13 protein-coding genes are annotated in these 16,192 nt (G+C 68.4%); 12 read left to right on the top strand and 1 reads right to left on the bottom strand.

Translation table 11 applies throughout. From position 1 onward, the window contains the following. Window positions 1-8: 8 nt before the first annotated feature. Window positions 9-650, bottom strand: a complete 642-nt coding sequence (locus F4X11_15145) for a hypothetical protein (GenBank protein MYN66345.1) — start codon at window positions 648-650, stop codon at window positions 9-11. A 123-nt stretch (window positions 651-773) separates the two neighbouring features. On the opposite strand from F4X11_15145, the gene F4X11_15140 reads away from it, so the two are divergent. From F4X11_15140 to F4X11_15085, 12 genes are all read left to right on the top strand, one after another. Then, the gene (locus F4X11_15140; protein MYN66344.1) at window positions 774-1,439 is read left to right on the top strand and encodes a hypothetical protein; all 666 of its coding nucleotides are present in this window, start codon (window positions 774-776) and stop codon (window positions 1,437-1,439) included. Window positions 1,440-1,580: 141 nt separating this feature from the next. After that, complete coding sequence (locus F4X11_15135) at window positions 1,581-3,731, top strand: carboxypeptidase regulatory-like domain-containing protein (GenBank protein MYN66343.1); 2,151 nt, start codon at window positions 1,581-1,583, stop codon at window positions 3,729-3,731. A 234-nt stretch (window positions 3,732-3,965) separates the two neighbouring features. Then, window positions 3,966-5,939, top strand: a complete 1,974-nt coding sequence (locus tag F4X11_15130; protein MYN66342.1) for a hypothetical protein — start codon at window positions 3,966-3,968, stop codon at window positions 5,937-5,939. Between the two features lie 210 nt (window positions 5,940-6,149). Continuing rightward, window positions 6,150-7,109 carry a hypothetical protein gene (locus F4X11_15125; GenBank protein MYN66341.1) on the top strand — a complete coding sequence of 320 codons (960 nt, stop codon included), beginning with the start codon at window positions 6,150-6,152 and terminating at the stop codon, window positions 7,107-7,109. 145 nt (window positions 7,110-7,254) lie between these two features. Further along, window positions 7,255-8,265, top strand: a complete 1,011-nt coding sequence (locus F4X11_15120) for a hypothetical protein (protein ID MYN66340.1) — start codon at window positions 7,255-7,257, stop codon at window positions 8,263-8,265. 88 nt (window positions 8,266-8,353) lie between these two features. Next, on the top strand, window positions 8,354-9,358 hold the full coding sequence (locus tag F4X11_15115; protein MYN66339.1) for a 2-dehydropantoate 2-reductase: 1,005 nt from the start codon (window positions 8,354-8,356) through the stop codon (window positions 9,356-9,358). 12 nt (window positions 9,359-9,370) lie between these two features. After that, a complete protein-coding gene (gene frc / locus F4X11_15110) occupies window positions 9,371-10,615 on the top strand; it encodes a formyl-CoA transferase (GenBank protein MYN66338.1) in 1,245 nt (414 codons plus the stop codon). A gap of 188 nt (window positions 10,616-10,803) precedes the next feature. Next, entirely contained in the window at window positions 10,804-11,412 is a 609-nt protein-coding gene (locus tag F4X11_15105) for an RNA polymerase sigma factor (protein MYN66337.1), read from the top strand. Then, on the top strand, window positions 11,409-14,174 hold the full coding sequence (locus F4X11_15100) for a serine/threonine protein kinase (protein MYN66336.1): 2,766 nt from the start codon (window positions 11,409-11,411) through the stop codon (window positions 14,172-14,174). The genes F4X11_15105 and F4X11_15100 overlap by 4 nt, the downstream gene beginning before the upstream one ends. 78 nt (window positions 14,175-14,252) lie before the next feature. Then, window positions 14,253-14,624, top strand: a complete 372-nt coding sequence (locus F4X11_15095) for a hypothetical protein (GenBank protein ID MYN66335.1) — start codon at window positions 14,253-14,255, stop codon at window positions 14,622-14,624. 44 nt (window positions 14,625-14,668) lie between these two features. Beyond that, window positions 14,669-15,184, top strand: coding sequence for a hypothetical protein (locus F4X11_15090; GenBank protein MYN66334.1), 516 nt, complete (start codon window positions 14,669-14,671; stop codon window positions 15,182-15,184). A 285-nt stretch (window positions 15,185-15,469) separates the two neighbouring features. Further along, window positions 15,470-16,033, top strand: coding sequence for a hypothetical protein (locus F4X11_15085; protein MYN66333.1), 564 nt, complete (start codon window positions 15,470-15,472; stop codon window positions 16,031-16,033). The last annotated feature ends 159 nt before the right edge of the window (window positions 16,034-16,192 follow it).

The raw sequence follows: 16,192 nt of genomic DNA, 5'->3' as shown, positions 1-16,192 counted from the left end.
GGTCGCGCCTAGTCGATGGCGAAGCAGTAGTAGAAGCCGTTGCCGCCGGTCGCCTGCAGGTTGGCCTGCCCGCAGCCGCGCGAGCCGTGCGCGGTGCTCCAGTGGCTCGGGTTGGCGCCGCCGCCGGTCCGGTCGTGGTGGCCGACGAGCGCGCTGCCGTCCGCGGCGTTGCTCGTCCAGTTGCTGCAGGTGGTGTCGCCCTCACCCTCCCACGCCGTGCCGTCGAGCTGCGTCCCGGTCAGGATGTCGTGCATGTTGGGATCGTCGCCGCGGCCGTTGACGATCTCGCCCTTCTCGTTCAACTGGGTCTGCTTGGTCAGGTTGTTGTCGCCCAGCAGGTTGGCGACGCTCGAGGCGATCTCGACGCCATCGGCGTTGTACCAGGGGCCGCTGCCGATGCGGTCGCTGGCGTTGACGCCGGTCGTGCCGGTGGTGCTGAGGTAGGCGCGCCAGGTCTTGCCGCCGACCCCGGCCGTCTCGGCCAGCATGGAGCAGTGCGCGTCGGCGCCTTCGAGCCCGCCCAGGTTGGCGCCGTCGCCGGGCCCGGCGCTCGTGATGAAGAAGCTCATGCTGTTGGACTGCGTCGCGGCCGGCGCGGCCATGACCATCGCCAGCAGCAGGGCGATTCCGAACGAACGTGTGCGTGTCATCTTTCCCTCCTCGTCCCGTCACCGGATGCCTCGTGCATCTCTTCGACGCGGGACTTCACAATGGCAACGCGAGTGTATAGCAAGGTTGCGTAGGGATCACGACGACGGCGTAGTATAGGACTCGTGAAGACAAGAAGATTCGGGGTCCGGGGAGCGTGCACCGCCGTGGTGCTGATTGGGCTGGCCTGCGCCGGGGCGGCGGCGCAGAACCCGCGCGCGGTGCTCGACCGCGCCGTCGGCGACTTCGCCGCCGGGCGCCTGGCCGCGGCGGCGACCGGGTTCGACGAGGTGGCCGCGCTGGTGCCGCGCGCCGCCCCGCAGCTCTGGCAGCGCGGGATCGCCCTCTACTACGTCGGCCGCTACCAGGACTGCCGGGAGCAGTTCGAGTCGCACCGCCTGGTCAATCCGAACGACGTCGAAAACGCGGCCTGGCACTTCCTGTGCGTGGCGCGCGCCGATTCGCCCGCCGCGGCGTTCGAGGCGCTGCTGCCGGTCGGGCCCGACTCTCGCGCCCCGATGCGCGAGATCTACGAGATGTTCCGGCGGGAGCTGACGCCGGAGGAGGTGATAGCCGCGGGTGAACGCGCCGCGGCACGCGGGCGCGCGTCGGGACTGTTCTTCGCGCATCTGTACGTGGGGCTGTATCACGAAGCGCTCGGCAACGACGCCGACGCGCGCGTGCACCTGGAGGCGGCCGCCGACGAGCGGTACGCACCGGCCGGTGGATACATGCACATGGTGGCGCGCGTGCACGTGGATCAGTTGGGAGGCGCCGCGCCGCGGCGATAGCGCGCAAGGCGCACCGCATCGCAAAAGATGCTACTGTCGGCTGTTCGAGGGCGATCCAGCCGGGCCTGGTCGGACACCGGCCGGCCCGGTGGACACGGGTGTGCAAGAGCGCTGACTGGAGGCGACGAGATGCGTAGTGACATGCTCTATCGAGCCGGTATCGCGGCGGTGATCGGCGCCGTCGTCGTGGCCCTGTCGGCCGGCAGCGCCGGCGCATGGCAGGCGGTGGCGGTGGACGGCGACGACATCGGCGGCGTGGTGACCGGCCCCGACGGCCCCGAGGCGGGCGTCTGGGTGATTGCCGAGACCACCGATCTGCCGACGCGGTTCAATCGGATCGTCGTCACCGACGACGACGGCCGCTACCTGATTCCCGACCTGCCGGATGCGACTTACGACGTGTGGGTCCGCGGCTACGGCCTGGTCGACTCGGAGAAGGTCCGGACGCCTCCCGGCTCGACCCTGAATCTGACCGCCGTCGTCGCGCCGGACGAAGCGGCCGCGGCGCAGTACTACCCGGCAGGCCACTGGCTGTCGCTGATCGAGGTTCCCGACCGCGATCAGTTCCCCGGCACGGGTCCGGACGGCAACGGCATCTCGCCGAACATGCGCAGCCAGGCGGAGTGGATGCGCACCGTCAAGTCCGGCGGCTGCACCGCCTGCCACTCGCTCGGCAACCTGGCGACCCGCGAGGTGCCGCCGGAACTCGGCGAGTTCGACTCGATGGTCGCGGCCTGGGACCGGCGCATCCAGTCCGGGCAGGCCGGCGGCTCGATGTCGAACGGGCTGAACCGGATGGGGCGGCAGGCGGCGCTGGAGATGTTCGCCGACTGGACCGACCGGATCATGGCCGGCGAGCTGCCCGAGGCGCCGCGCCGGCCGCAGGGCGTCGAGCGCAACATCGTCGTGTCGCAGTGGGACTGGGCCGACGAGAAGGCCTACCTCCACGACGAGATCTCGACCGACAAGCGCGATCCCACCGTCAACGCCTACGGCCCGATCTACGGCGCCCTGGAGGCGAGCGCGGACTACGTGCCGGTGCTCGACCCGGTGGCCAACGCCTCGAGCGAGATTCCGGTGCCGGTGCGCGATCCGGACACCCCGTTGGCGGCCGGACCGCCGATGGCGTCGTCGCCCTATTGGGGGGACGAGGCGATCTGGAACAGCCAGACCAACGTTCACAACCCGATGCTCGACGCGGACGGCCGCGTCTGGCTGACCTCGCGCGTGCGCGGGCCGCAGAACCCGGACATGTGCCTCGAAGGCTCCGATCACCCGTCGGCGCAGGCCTTCCCCAACGCCCGGGCCAACCGGCACCTGGCCGTCTGGGATCCGGCGACCGAGGAGATGACCCTGGTCGGCACCTGCTACAGCACGCACCACCTGATCTTCGCCGAGGACGAGAACGACACCCTCTGGACCAGCGGCGGCGGGCCGGTCATCGGCTGGCTGGACACGAAGATGTTCCTCGAGACCGGTGACGAGGAGGCCTCGCAGGGCTGGACCGCCCTGGTGCTCGACACCAACGGCAACGGCCAGCGCGACGAGTTCACCGAGCCGAACGAGCCCATCGATCCCACGAAGGATCGCCGGGTGACCACCGGCTTCTACGGCGTGGCCTACAACCCGGTCGACGGAACCATCTGGGGCTCGTCGCTCGGCTTCCCGGGCTCGGTGCTGCGTCTCGATCCGGGCGACGATCCGTCCAACACGGCGCTGACCGAGGTGTTCGAGGTGCCGTGGGAGAACCCCGGCGCCGAGGTGCAGGGCTACTCGCCGCGCGGCATGGACATCGACCGCAACGGCGTGGTCTGGACCCCGCTGGCCAGCGGGCACATGGCCAGCTTCGACCGCAGCAAGTGCACCGGGCCGCTGAACGGGCCCGACGCGACCGGCCAGCACTGCCCCGAGGGCTGGACGCTCTACGAGGAGCCGCTGCCGAAGTTCAAGGGCGTCGACGATTCCGGCAGTGCCGAGGGCAGCTACTACACCTGGGTCGACCAGTTCGACACGTTCGGCCTCGGCGACAACATCCCGATCAACACCGGCAACGCCTCCGAGGGGCTTCTCGCCCTGAAGGACGGCGAGTGGGTGATCATCCGGGTGCCGTATCCGCTCGGCTTCTACACGAAGTGGCTCGACGGCCGGATCGACGACCCGGACGCCGGCTGGAAGGGCCGCGGACTGTGGGCGACCTACGGCACGCGGGCGCCGTTCCACACCGAGACCGGCAAGGGGACGCCCAGCAAGGTGGTGCAGTTCCAGCTCCGGCCGGATCCGCTGGCCAGGTAGATTACCGGCGCGGATTGCAACTACCGGCGCGGCGCGCCGTTCGGACGTTTCCGGACGGGCGCGTCGCGCCGTTCGTTTGTCGGAGAGCAGGCGGCGAGGGAGCAGGCGGACGGCAGGGAGCGGTGACCACCGCGGGGGAGGATTCGGAAGACTCCGACGCGGGCGGTGACGGTGGTGTCCGAAGCGCGGTCCGAGGGGAATGAAGTGATGGGAGTCAGGACAGGATTCTCCGCAGTGTCGCTGGTTCTGTGCATCCTCACGCCGTCGGCGCCCGCCGGCGCGGAGGTGATTCAGGTGACGATCACCTCCCGCGAGCCGTTCGCGGACGACGTGCCGGACAAGGTGGGGCGCTACGAGCGGATCCGCGGGCGTGTCGTGTACGCGCTCGACCCGGAGCACGAGGCGAACCGGGCGGTCGTCGATCTGGGCCTCGCCGCGGACAACGGCGAGGGACGGGTGGAATTCTACGGGGACTTCGAGATCATCGCACCTTTGGACCGCTCGCTGGCGCAGCCCACCGTGCTCTACGACGTCAACAACCGGGGGCGCCGGCGGTGGGGCATGCAGCCGTTCTTCCTGCGGCACGGCTACGTGACGGTCTGGAGCGGCTGGATCGCCCAGGTCCCGCCCGACCCGTCGCTGCTGCGTCTTGCGGCCCCCGTTGCGCTGGACGAGGACTACGTGCCGGTCACCGGGACCGTCCGCGCGGAGATGATCAGCGACGTGGCCACGGATCGCCTCGCGGTGTCGGACCGGCGGCAGCTCGCTTTCGAGCCGGTTGCCAGCGCGCTCCCGCGGGCGACCCTGACCAGGCGGCTTCGCGAGCGTGACGCACCCGAGCTCATCCCTCGCGACCGGTGGGAGTTCTTCCTCACCAGGCGAGCGCGCGAGGAAAGCAGCGGTCTCATCGAGGGAGACATCCGGCTCGATGGCGGCTTCGAGCCCGGCGTGATCTACGAGCTGACCTACGAAGCGTTCGGCTCCGTCGTACAGGGCGCCGGGTTTGCGGCGATCCGCGACTTCGTGTCGTTCCTGCGCCACGACGATTCGTCGATGAACCCGCTGCGCGACGTCCGCGGCCGGCCCCTGGCGCAGCGCGTCATCGGCGAGGGTCGCTCGCAGAGCGGGCGGGCGCTACGGACGTTCCTGTACGAAGAGTTCAACGCGGACGAGCAGGGACGTATCGTATTCGACGGCGTGATGCCGCTGGTCGCCGGCGGGGGCCAGGGCTTCTTCAACCATCGCTTCGCGTCGCCGACGCGGACCGCCACCGAGCACAGCGGCCACCTCTACCCGGTCGACGTCTTTCCCTTCACCTACGGCGACGAGACCGACCCGTTCACCGGTCGGACCGACAGCCTGCTGCGCCGGGCCCGCGCGAGCGGCACCGCGCCGAGGGTGATGCATCTCGATACCAGCTCCGAGTACTGGCACCGGAGCGCCTCGCTGGTGGTGACGGATCCGACCGGGCGGCGCGACAGCGCGATCCCGGATGACGTGCGTGTCTACGTCTTCGGCGGTTCCCAGCACGGCCGGGCCACCGAACCGTCCAACCGCGGGCAGTTGCCGCCGAATCCGAACGTCTACCAGCCGTTTCTCGAGGCGCTGTTCCTGGCGATGGACCGCTGGGTCACGGACGGCGTGCCTCCGCCGCCGAGCATGCACCCGCGCATTGCGGACGGCACCCTCGTTGGCTGGAGGGCGGAAGAGGCGGGCTGGAAGGCGCTCCCCGGCGTCCGGTACCCGACGGCGATTCAGCAGCCCGACTTCCTCGACTACGGCGAGGATTTCGCGACGGAACGGCGTATCGACAACCACCCGCCGGTCAGGACAGGCAAGCGCTACGGCGTCGGCGTGCCGGTCCTCGACGACGACAACAACGAGATCGGCGCGCTGCGCATGCCGGCCGTCGTGGTCCCCGTCGCCACCTACACCGGCTGGAACCTGCGGAATCCGGCAATCGGCGTCCCCGACGCGCCGCTCGGACTCGCCGGCGGCTACATCGCGTTTCCCCGGACGAAGGCCGACCGCGAGGCGTCCGGCGATCCGCGCCTGTCGGTCGAGGAGCGCTACGGCAGCTTCGCGGAGTACCGCGCGCGGATCATGCGCGCCGCCGAGGCGCTGGTGGCCGAAGGCTACCTGCTCGACGAGCACCTCGCGGGAGTCGCGGCACGGGCGGAGGCCAACCGCAGCCTGTTCGACAAGTGAGCGGCACGGTGGATGACGCCGGGGATCTCCTGGTCGCCCGCGGCGGAGGGCCTGCCGCATGAGGCTGCTGCACTACCTTGCAGTACGCAACTTCCAGCGTTTCGGCGAGGCGCAGCCCATCGAGCTCGATCATCCTGCGGTGCGCATGGTCAGCGTCAAGCTGGACCTGCGGAGAGACCTCTTCGCCGCCGCGCGCCCGGAGGAGGAGACATGAGCCTTCTCGAGCACCAGGGCGGCCTCGTGCCCGCGGTGCGGTTGTTGACGCCGCGTTCGATCGGCATCGGCGTCGGCAGCGGTGTTCTCGTCGCCGTGGGATACGGACAGTTCTACGGCGTGGCCTGGGGACTGGCTGTCCTGGACGGCCTCGCCGCGGGCGCGCTCGCGCTGGCGACTTCCATCTGCCTGCGCGACGGCAGATTCGCCGGCCTGATGGAGACAGGGCGCCACCGTCGGCTCGACGTCGGCATCGTTCTCGCCTGCGCTGTCGCGGCGCCCGCGGTCTTCATCGAGGACGCCCTCGGGATCGAGCTGCTCGACCGGGGGGACGGGTCCGCGCTCAGCCTGCTGTTCGCGTGCACCGGGTCTGCTGCCTGCACGCTGAGCGGCATCACGGCGACCTGGGCGCCTTCCGACGGCAACGTCGGCGCGGCCGGTCCGCGCCTGCATCGCGTGGTCCCGCCGTACGGTGGCCATGGACCGGGGAAGCCCCGGCGGGCTCTCAGGGCGCAGCCATACGCAATTGCGATGGCAACCGGCGTACTCGTCGCAATCGCGCTCCGGCAGTTCCTCGACCTGGCCTGGGGCCTGGCCATCCTGAACGGGCTGGCCGCCGGCGGGCTGGCCCTGGCGCTCTCCATCGGCGGTGACCTGGCCGGCGGCTGGTTCGACGCCACGGACAACCGAAGCCGGTCCGGCGTCCGGGGCCTTACCTGCACCGTCATGGTGGCGCCCGCACTCCTCGTGCACCGTTACGTCGAGCTTCGTCCGGCCGACGAGGTCGCCGTCTCCCTGCTGTTCATGCTCACCGCCGCGGCGGCCTATGTCCTCGGCCGCGTCATGGCGACTCTGGAGCACCTCGACGGCGACAGGTCCGTGCCCGTCGATCCGCGTCTGCATCGCGTCACGCCGCCGCGTGGCGGAGACGGTGGTCGTCGGGGGCAGGGTCGGTGATCCCGAAGCCGCCGGGGCCGGGCACGCGGACGATTTCCGGACCGGAGGAGGAGTCCTGACGCGGTGGCGTCGCGGCGCTCCGACCGGCTACAATCACGGGTTGCGCGCCGCGCCGGTCCGAATGGCGCGCACGAGGAGATCCCAGATGCGTAGACGATGCCCGATCTCGACGGGTCTGCTGGCCGCCGTGGTTGCCGTGGTCGCATTCGCCGCGCCGGCCGCCGCCCAGGACGGCGACTGGACACTGCCGCGCACCCCCGACGGCCAGCCCGACCTGCAGGGCGTGTGGGCCAACAACAACGCGACGCCGCTGGAACGCCCGCCGGAGTGGGCGGGCAAGGAGCGGCTGACCGACGAAGAGCTCGCGGAACTCAGGGCTGCCGCCGCGCTGGCCGTGGACGACGGGGACGCCCTGTTCGGCGATCAGCTCGTCCTGGCCGCTATCGAGCGGACGAAGGCCTCGTCCTACGATCCGACGACCGGCAACTACAACCAGTTCTGGATCGTCGAGCGCGACTTCAACGACCGGACGTCGCTGGTGATCGATCCGCCCGACGGCCGCATTCCCGCCCTGACCGCCTCGGCGCGCGACCGGCAGGCGATGCTGCGGGCGCACCGGCGCGACCATCCGGCCGACTCCTACACCGACCGGCCGCTCTCGGAGCGCTGCGTCACCTACGGGGTGCCGCGCCTCGGCGCCGGCTACAACAGCTACTACCAGATCTTCCAGAGCCCCGACCACGTCGTCGTCTACCACGAGATGAACCACGACGCGCGCGTCATCCCGATCGACGGGACGCCGCCGCTCGACGACGACGTCCGGCTGTGGCACGGCGACTCGCGCGGCTACTGGGAGGGCGATACGCTGGTGGTCGAGACCGCCAACTACTCGTCCCAGGCGACGTTCCGGGGCCTCTCGTCGCAGCATCTGCGGGTCACCGAGCGCTTCACGCGGGTCGGGCCGCGGACGCTGAACTACGAGGTCACCATCGACGATCCGACCACCTACACGCGGCCCTGGACCGTGCTGATTCCGCTGATGGGCACGACCGACGCCATCTACGAGTACGCCTGCCACGAGGGCAACATCGGCATGGACGGCATTCTCGCGGGGCACCGCGCCGAGGAGCGCGAGGTGGCCGGCGGCGCGAAGTAGCGGTTCGTGCTCCCGCCGCGATTGCGGCGAGGCGTTGCCTGCGCCGGTGGCCGGGTGGTCGCCGGCCGATCCGTCCGGAGGACCCTTCATGAAAGTCTGCGTTGTCGGCGCCGGGGCCATCGGCGGCTACATGGCGGTGCGCATGTCCCGCGCGGGGCACGACGTCTCGGTCATCGCCCGCGGCCCGCACCTGGCCGCCATCCGCGCCAACGGCATGAAGCTGATCGAGGACGGTGCAGAGTCGGTCGCCGACAACCTGACCGCAACCGACCGGATCCGCGACCTCGGGCCGCACGACGTCGTGCTGCTGGCCCTCAAGGCGCATCAGATCGCCGCCGTCGTCGACGACCTGCCGGCGCTGCTCGGGCCCGATACCTGCCTCGTGACGCTGCAGAACGGCATCCCGTGGTGGTACTTCCAGAAACTGGGCGGACCGTACGCGGACCGCGTCGTCGAGACCGTCGATCCGGGCGGCGTGTTGTTCAACGCCATCGATCCCGAGCGCATCATCGGCTGCATCGCCTACCCGGCCGCCGCGATCACCGAGCCGGGGGTGATCAAGCACATCGAGGGCATCCGGTTTCCGGTGGGCGAGCTCGACGGCAGCGAGTCGGCGCGCGTGCAGCGCGTCGCCGGGCTGCTCACCGAGTCCGGCTTCAAGGCGCGCGTGCTGACCGACATCCGCTCCGAGATCTGGCTCAAGCTCTGGGGCAACCTGACCTTCAACCCCATCAGCGCGCTGACCCACGCGACGCTGGTCGACATCTGCCAGTTCCCGCTGACCCGCGCGCTGGCCGCGGCGATGATGACCGAGGCGCAGACGATCGGCGAGCGCCTCGGGGCCGGCTTCCGCGTGACGATGGAACGGCGCATCGCGGGCGCCGAGAGCGTCGGCAAGCACAAGACCTCGATGCTGCAGGATGTCGAGGTGGGCAAGCCGCTGGAGATCGACGGGATGCTCGGCGCCGTCGTCGAGCTGGCGGAGGTGACCGGCGTCGAGGTGCCGACCCTGCGCGCGCTCTACGCCTGCGTCAGCCTGCTCAGCAAGACCATCGTGGACGAGCAGATCAGGATCAAGGGTTCGCCGAAGTAGACGGAGACCGACATGAAAGCGCTGGACGGAGTTCGCATTCTCGACATGACCCACGTGCAGTCCGGCCCCACCTGCACGCAGTTGCTCGCCTGGTTCGGCGCCGACGTGATCAAGGTGGAACGCCCGGGGGTGGGCGACGCCACGCGCGGGCAGTTGCGCGACATCCCCGACGTGGACAGCCTCTACTTCACGATGCTGAACCACAACAAGCGCAGCATCACGATCAACACGAAGTCCGAGACCGGCCGCGCGATCTTCACGCGCCTCATCGAGTCGTGCGACGTGCTGGCCGAGAACTTCGCGCCGGGCGCCCTCGACCGCATGGGCTTCACCTGGGAGCGCATCCAGGAGATCAACCCGCGCATTATCTACGCCTCGGTCAAGGGCTTCGGCCCCGGCCCCTACGAAGACTGCAAGGTCTACGAGAACGTGGCGCAGTGCACCGGCGGCGGCGCCAGCACCACCGGCTTCGACGACGGGCCGCCGACCGTCACCGGTGCCCAGATCGGCGATTCCGGCACCGGCCTGCACCTGGCCCTCGGCATCGTCACCGCGCTCTTCCAGCGCGAGAAGTCCGGCCGCGGCCAGCGCGTCGTCTGCGCCATGCAGGACGGCGTCCTCAACCTCTGCCGGGTCAAGCTGCGCGACCAGCAGCGGCTGACCCACGGCCCGCTCAAGGAGTATCCCCAGTATCCCAACGGCACCTTCGGCGAGGCCACCCCGCGCTCGGGCAACGCCTCGGGCGGCGGCCAGCCCGGCTGGATCGTCAAGTGCAAGGGCTGGGAGGACGACCCCAACGCCTACATCTACGTCATCACCCAGGCGGCCGCGTTCGCCGGCCTCGCCCGCGCCATCGGCCGCGCCGACTGGCTCGACGACCCGGAATGGAACACCCCGGAGGCGCGCCTCCCGAAGCTGGAGCAGGTCTTCGACGCCATCGAGCAGTGGACCAAGACCAAGACCAAGTTCGAGGTGATGGAGATCCTCAACCCGCTCAACGTCCCGTGCGGCCCGGTGCTGTCGATGCAGGAGCTCTCCCGTGAGCCGTCGCTGCGCGGCACCGGCACCGTCGTCGAGGTCGACCACCCCACCCGCGGCAAGTACCTCACCGTCGGCAATCCCATCAAGCTGTCGGACTCGCCGGCCGACGTCGTGCGGTCGCCGCTGCTCGGCGAGCACACCGAGGAGATTCTCGGGTCCGTGCTCGGCATGAGCGACGAGGAGATCGAGGCGGCGAAGGCGGCCAAGGCCGTCTGAGTGTCCTGGTAGATGTTCCCACCGTCCAAGGATGCACTCCCCGTCGTCGCGGCACCGTGTGTACACGTTGGCGACAGCGAGCCCGTCGCGTCCGTGATATTCTGGCGACAGTCTTGGGGGGGATAGGGGATCGCCCCGAACCCCGGTGGTTTTCAGGAGCAGCGCGGCTACGCGCTGGACGGCGAGATATGCGCACGGAACGAGTGGAGCCGTCGCGGCCGGAGGCGTCGGCGTCCTCTTCTCAGGAGCTGTTGGAGCGGGCGCGCGAAGGGGATGCCGGAGCGCTGAACCGGTTGTTCGAGCGCTATCTCCCGCGCCTCCATCGGTGGGCGCACAGACGCGTTCCGACCTGGGCGCGCGATGCGGCCGACACCGCCGATTTCGTCCAGGAGACCGTGTTTCACACCTTGCGCCGCCTCGATTCCTTCAAGCCGCAACGCGATGGCGCACTGCTGGGCTGTCTCCGGCGCTCGCTCGTGAATCGGGTCCACGACCAGTTCCGGCGCGCCTCGCGCCGACCCCAGGTCGAGCCCCTGGTGGACGGGCTCGACGAGCGCGTCTCGAACGACGAGGAATCACCGCTCGACGTGGTGATCGGCCACGATGACCGGCGACGTTACGAAGCGGCGTTGAAGCGCTTGCGACCGATCGATCGGCGGGCGATCGTAGCGAGCATCGAGCTCGGGTACAACTACGAGCAGCTCGCGCTCGTGCTGAACAAGCCCTCCGGTCCGGCGGCCCGACTCGCCGTCCGACGCGCGCTGCTTCGTCTCGGCGATGAGATGGGTCGTGAATGAGTGGGCGCCAGCACCTCGACTCCATTGCTGATGCCGTCGCGGCCGGCGAGGCCGTGGACTGGCACGACGTGGAGTGGGGCACGACGAAGACCCGCGACGCTGACCTGATCCGCCAGCTCAAGATTGTTTCCGCCATCGGTGCGACCCGCCGGACCCAAGCGCCATCCGGCCCGAACTGGTGGGACCGCACGGTGGAGGCCGGTGTGGCCGTCGTGCTCGGCATCGCTGTCGCGCAACTCGCGCTGGCGATCGTAGGAGCTCCCGGCGCACTTGGCCGGGTGGGGTGGCCCTACATCGTCAACGGCTTCGTCTTTGGCGTGGGAGGGGTGGTGTTGTTGGCGGGCGGTGGGCGTGACCGCCGGCTCCCGTTGTTGGGCGCCCTGTTTCTCACAATCAGTTCCGCTTTCGTGATCTGGTTGATGCCTTCGGCTGGGACCGTGCTCAGCGGCACGCTGACCGATGCGCTCGGCGCGCTCCAAGCGGATGCGTTCGTGACGCTGATGCTGTGGCGTTTCGTCCGCGAGTTCCCCTCCGACGCCCAACGACCGGGGCTGCGCGGAGTCGCCAGCGTCTTCGTGAGAGTCTCTTTTGGCGTAGGCGCGGTGCTGTTCGTGCCCAACGCCATTGGCGGCTTCGGCGATTCGATAGTGCCGGCGTGGTCGATGGCGCTGTTCGAGTTGCTCGACCGCGACCATCCGGAAGGGGCTTACTGGCCCGTGCTCTCTGTCGTCGCGGCTCCCGCTATTCCGTTTCTTCTGTGGAAGACGCGGCTTGAGGCGTACGAAGACCGCCGCCGCGTGATGTTCTTCGTGGGAGCGCTGGCGGTCGGGCTGGCGCCATTCGCGCTCGCCGTAGTTGCTACGCCGTTCGTGTCGGCACTTCGGGACTCGTCGGTGCAGCAGGGTGTCGGCGTCGTTGTCTACGTGGGGCTTGCGTTGATCGTGCCCGCTACCGCCTACTCCGTGGTGGTGAATCGCGTGATGGAGATGCAGTTGCTCGTCCGTATCACGCTGCAATACGCCTTGGCACGGTACGCCGTCTGGGGCATCAGCCTCGGGCCGCTCATCTATGTAGCGTTCGACATCCACGCGAACCAGCAATTGACCATCGGCGAGTACCTAGAACGCTCTCGGCCCGCCGGCCCTCTTGCGGTCTCCACGGTGGGCCTGGTCGCCCTCGCATCTCGCCAACATCTGCTCCGTGCGGTCGACCGATGGTTTCGTCTCGAGCCAGCCGACCAGACACAGACACTCGCCCGCCTCGATCAGCGTTTTCGAACAGCGGACAGTCTCCGTAGCGTTACCGGGGCGTTCGCCGAAGAACTGCGCCGGGGGTTGAATGCGACGTCAGTGGCGGTCCTGCTCCTAAACGACGACGGGACCGCACTCGTGCCGGTCGACGGCACGGCGGCGGCGATCCAGCGAGATTCGGCGCTACTCGACATTCTTCTTTCGACCCGGGGCGACGTTCGGCTCGATACTCAAGCGTTGGCGTCGATTGCGCGATTGCTGCCCCCTGCGGATCGAGTGTGGTTGAACGACGCTGACGCGCACTTGTTGTGTCCCGTCGTCGGGTCTACCGGGATACTGCTGGGGGCGGTGGTGATCGGCGAGGCTCGGACCGGACTCCCGTACTCGGCCGTTCACTTCGCACTGGTGACGGCCGTCGGCGGCCAGGCGGCCTTGCAGATCGAGAATCGCCTGCTACGGGACCGTGAAGCCGATAGATGCCCCCCGCGGAGCGATCCTGGTGCGCAGGGGCTCGCTTGGCAGAACGAGCCGGCGGCGTACTGTCCGGTGTGCTCGCTGGTCTGGAGCCCGGAGACCCGCCAATGCTCGTGCGGCGCCACCACGAGCGTTGCCGCGCTTCCGTTGTTCGTTCAGGGCAAGTTCCGTCTCGAGCGTCTGGTCGGCGCGGGAGGCATGGGCGTCGTTTACTTGGCGGTCGACATGGTGCTAGACCGTCAGGTGGCGATCAAGACACTGCCGTCCCTCTGGTCCGGGTCGGCCGACCGACTGCACCGCGAGGCGCGCACGATGGCGAGGGTTCTGCATCCGAACTTAGCGCTCATCTACGGAGCCGAGCAGTGGCGCGGCACGCCGATGCTGATCGTCGAGTATCTCGACGGCGGCACGCTGCGCGACTGCATCCGCCGCGGTCCGGTACCGTACGTGGAGGCAATCGATCTCGGAATCGTACTGGCGGATGTGCTCGCGCGTGTGCACGCGTCGGGGGTGCTACACCGCGATGTGAAGCCGAGCAACATCGGCTACACCAGCGATCGCCGACCAAAGTTGCTTGACTTCGGGTTGGCCTTGCTCGACAGGCCCCAGGGTTCTCGGCCGACGGCGGAGCCGCTGTCGGGGGGCGCGACCGAAGCGTTGTTCCGGTCGGATGATCCCGCGGCCACGGTGACCGTAGACGAACGTCTGGTCGGGACGCCGTTGTATCTGGCGCCAGAAGCACTCGCCGGCAGCACGCCTCAACCCTCCTTCGATCTGTGGGGGCTCGCGCTGGTGCTCTATGAAGCGGTCGCCGGGCGTCACCCGTTCGCTGCCGACGACGTAGGGACCGTGCTGGCCGCCGCTGAACAAGCCAGTGTGCCCGATGTCCGCGACTACCGGCCGAGGTGCCCTCTCGGCTTGGCGTCGTTTCTGCGTGCCGCGTTGTCACCCAACATCACCCGGCGACCGGAAAGTGCTGGCGCCATGCGAAACGAACTGCACCGGCTCCGCGCAAGCATTCAGGCGCACGCTCACTGAGCGGCGCCCGGAGTGTACCGAATCACGAGCAGCGGCGTTCTCCTCTAAGTGCGAGGCATCCTGCACGAGGAGGCGTCCATGGCTCCGGCCACAGAGCTCGACTACATCCTCTCTGACTGTTTTCTGGCCGTTGGTCAGGCCGTCGGCCCTGACAAGGGACTGGATTTCGACGCCGTGACTTGGTGGCACCGTCGGTATCGCCACGCCTTTCACCATGCGATGACCGGCAGAGGAACGCTTTGGGCCGCGGACCGCAACCGGGTGACTGCGGTCGGCCGGTACCTCGGCCAGCGGGCTGTCGAGTACGCCGGTCATGGAGCCACGATCCACCAGCCGGCGGCTGCCCTCGCGTCGGCCGAGGTCGAGCGTGGCTGTCAGATGCACGCAACCCGCGAAGCCCTTCTGACAGCCGACTGTACGGATTCGGCCACGACGGCGTTCTCCATCTAGGGATGTGACCGCCGTGCTGCGGTAGCGCCAGGAGAGGTGAAGAAATGAGTGAGAGGATTCCACGATCGCAGCCTGCAGGCGACCCCGCCGCCACACCGTTGCCATCCCGTACGGACATGGCTTCCGCCCAGTCCGGGGCTGAGGACCAGGCACTGCAGGAGGAGGACCAGGCATTGCAGGAGGCGGTGCATTACGTGTTGGGCGATTGCTTCTTCGCCGTCGGACAGACGATCGGAATGCGGATGACCGTCGACTACGACGCGGTGGTCTGGTGGCACGACCACTTCCGGACGAAGTTCTTGGCAGCTATGCGTCGTCAAGGAAACCGGTGGCTTCAAGACCGGGAGAACGTGACCGCAGTCGGGTGGATGCTTGCAGAGCGCGCGGTGCGACATGCGACCAGTCAGAATTCGATCGATGTGGAAGCGGCCCGTCGTGCCGCTGCAGATGTCGAACGGTACTGCGAACTTCACTCGAAGAGAGCTTCGCGACCCGGTGACCACGACGCGGAAAGCAGTCCCCGCTTGGCTGGGTACTGGTGCACTCCCTATCCCCGCTGAGGCGCTCTGCGTTGTGTCGCCACGCTTACCGTTCTACGCTGGTGGGCGGTGGAGGAAAGCGAATGTTAGGCGTGAACTCGGCATCGCCGTAGGGCAAGGGGCAAGACTACAATGAGCAGCGGCTCCGCAGGTAATGGTGGCCCCAAGCGCAATCGGTTGTACATCCCCGTGGCTGGCACTTGGGCGCGGCGGAAGTTTCGTAAAAATGCGTGGTATCGAACAGGTTCATTGTTTGACGATAAGTTGGCCTCGCTAGGCTACACTCGCGTTGACCAGAATCGTGACGTGAGCCGGCCGGACAGCGGTTTCTGGAGCGGTGACGTCGGTGGCCTGCTTGTCCAACAACTCGGCCGGTGGCGTTCTCACGACGGTGTTTGGCAGGAAGGAGGCAGGAACCTCGAGACCTTCATCTCCAGGCGCTTCAGCGAATTGAGCGAGGCCGAGGAGGTTGTCATCATCGCGCATTCCCATGGGGGGCAGGTTGTAGCGTTCGCGCTGGACCTCGTGCCGGAAGACCTGCTCCCCCTGAAGAACTTTCGGGTGATTACCGTCGACATGCCCGTGCGGACCGGGCGGTTTCTGGGCATCTTCCCTCGCGGGATGGACGATGTCTACGAACCTGCAGTAGACGCCGTGAATGGCAAGTGGGACCATCTTTACAGTCAACGTCTCTGGAGACGGCCGTGGGCGACGCGGTGGCGCTGGCTCGGCTCGCGGTTCGGTCCGCGGCGGTTCAAGTACGCTCGTTCAAACCGCGAAATCCCCGGTGGGCACTCAAAGATCCTGTCGGATCCGAAGCTGCTTTATCACTGGGACAATATCATGGCTGGGAAGCCACTGAAATGGTGAGCGCCCCGACCAGCAGGATTTCCGGAATGATAGAGAGGCGTCGTCGGGCGTTCGAGCCAATGCCCAAGCGCGCCAGCCTGATGGCAGTTCGAGGCGTCCCGGAACTTCAGGTGTGCCTCACGTTCCTGACCGATGTAGCACTAGCCGTCGACCTCGGCG

The sequence above is a fragment of the Acidobacteriota bacterium genome (genome assembly GCA_009861545.1).
In the GTDB taxonomy this organism is placed as follows: domain Bacteria; phylum Acidobacteriota; class Vicinamibacteria; order Vicinamibacterales; family UBA8438; genus WTFV01.
Note: the sequence above shows the minus strand (reverse complement) of the source record. Positions and strands in the feature narration are given on the sequence as shown.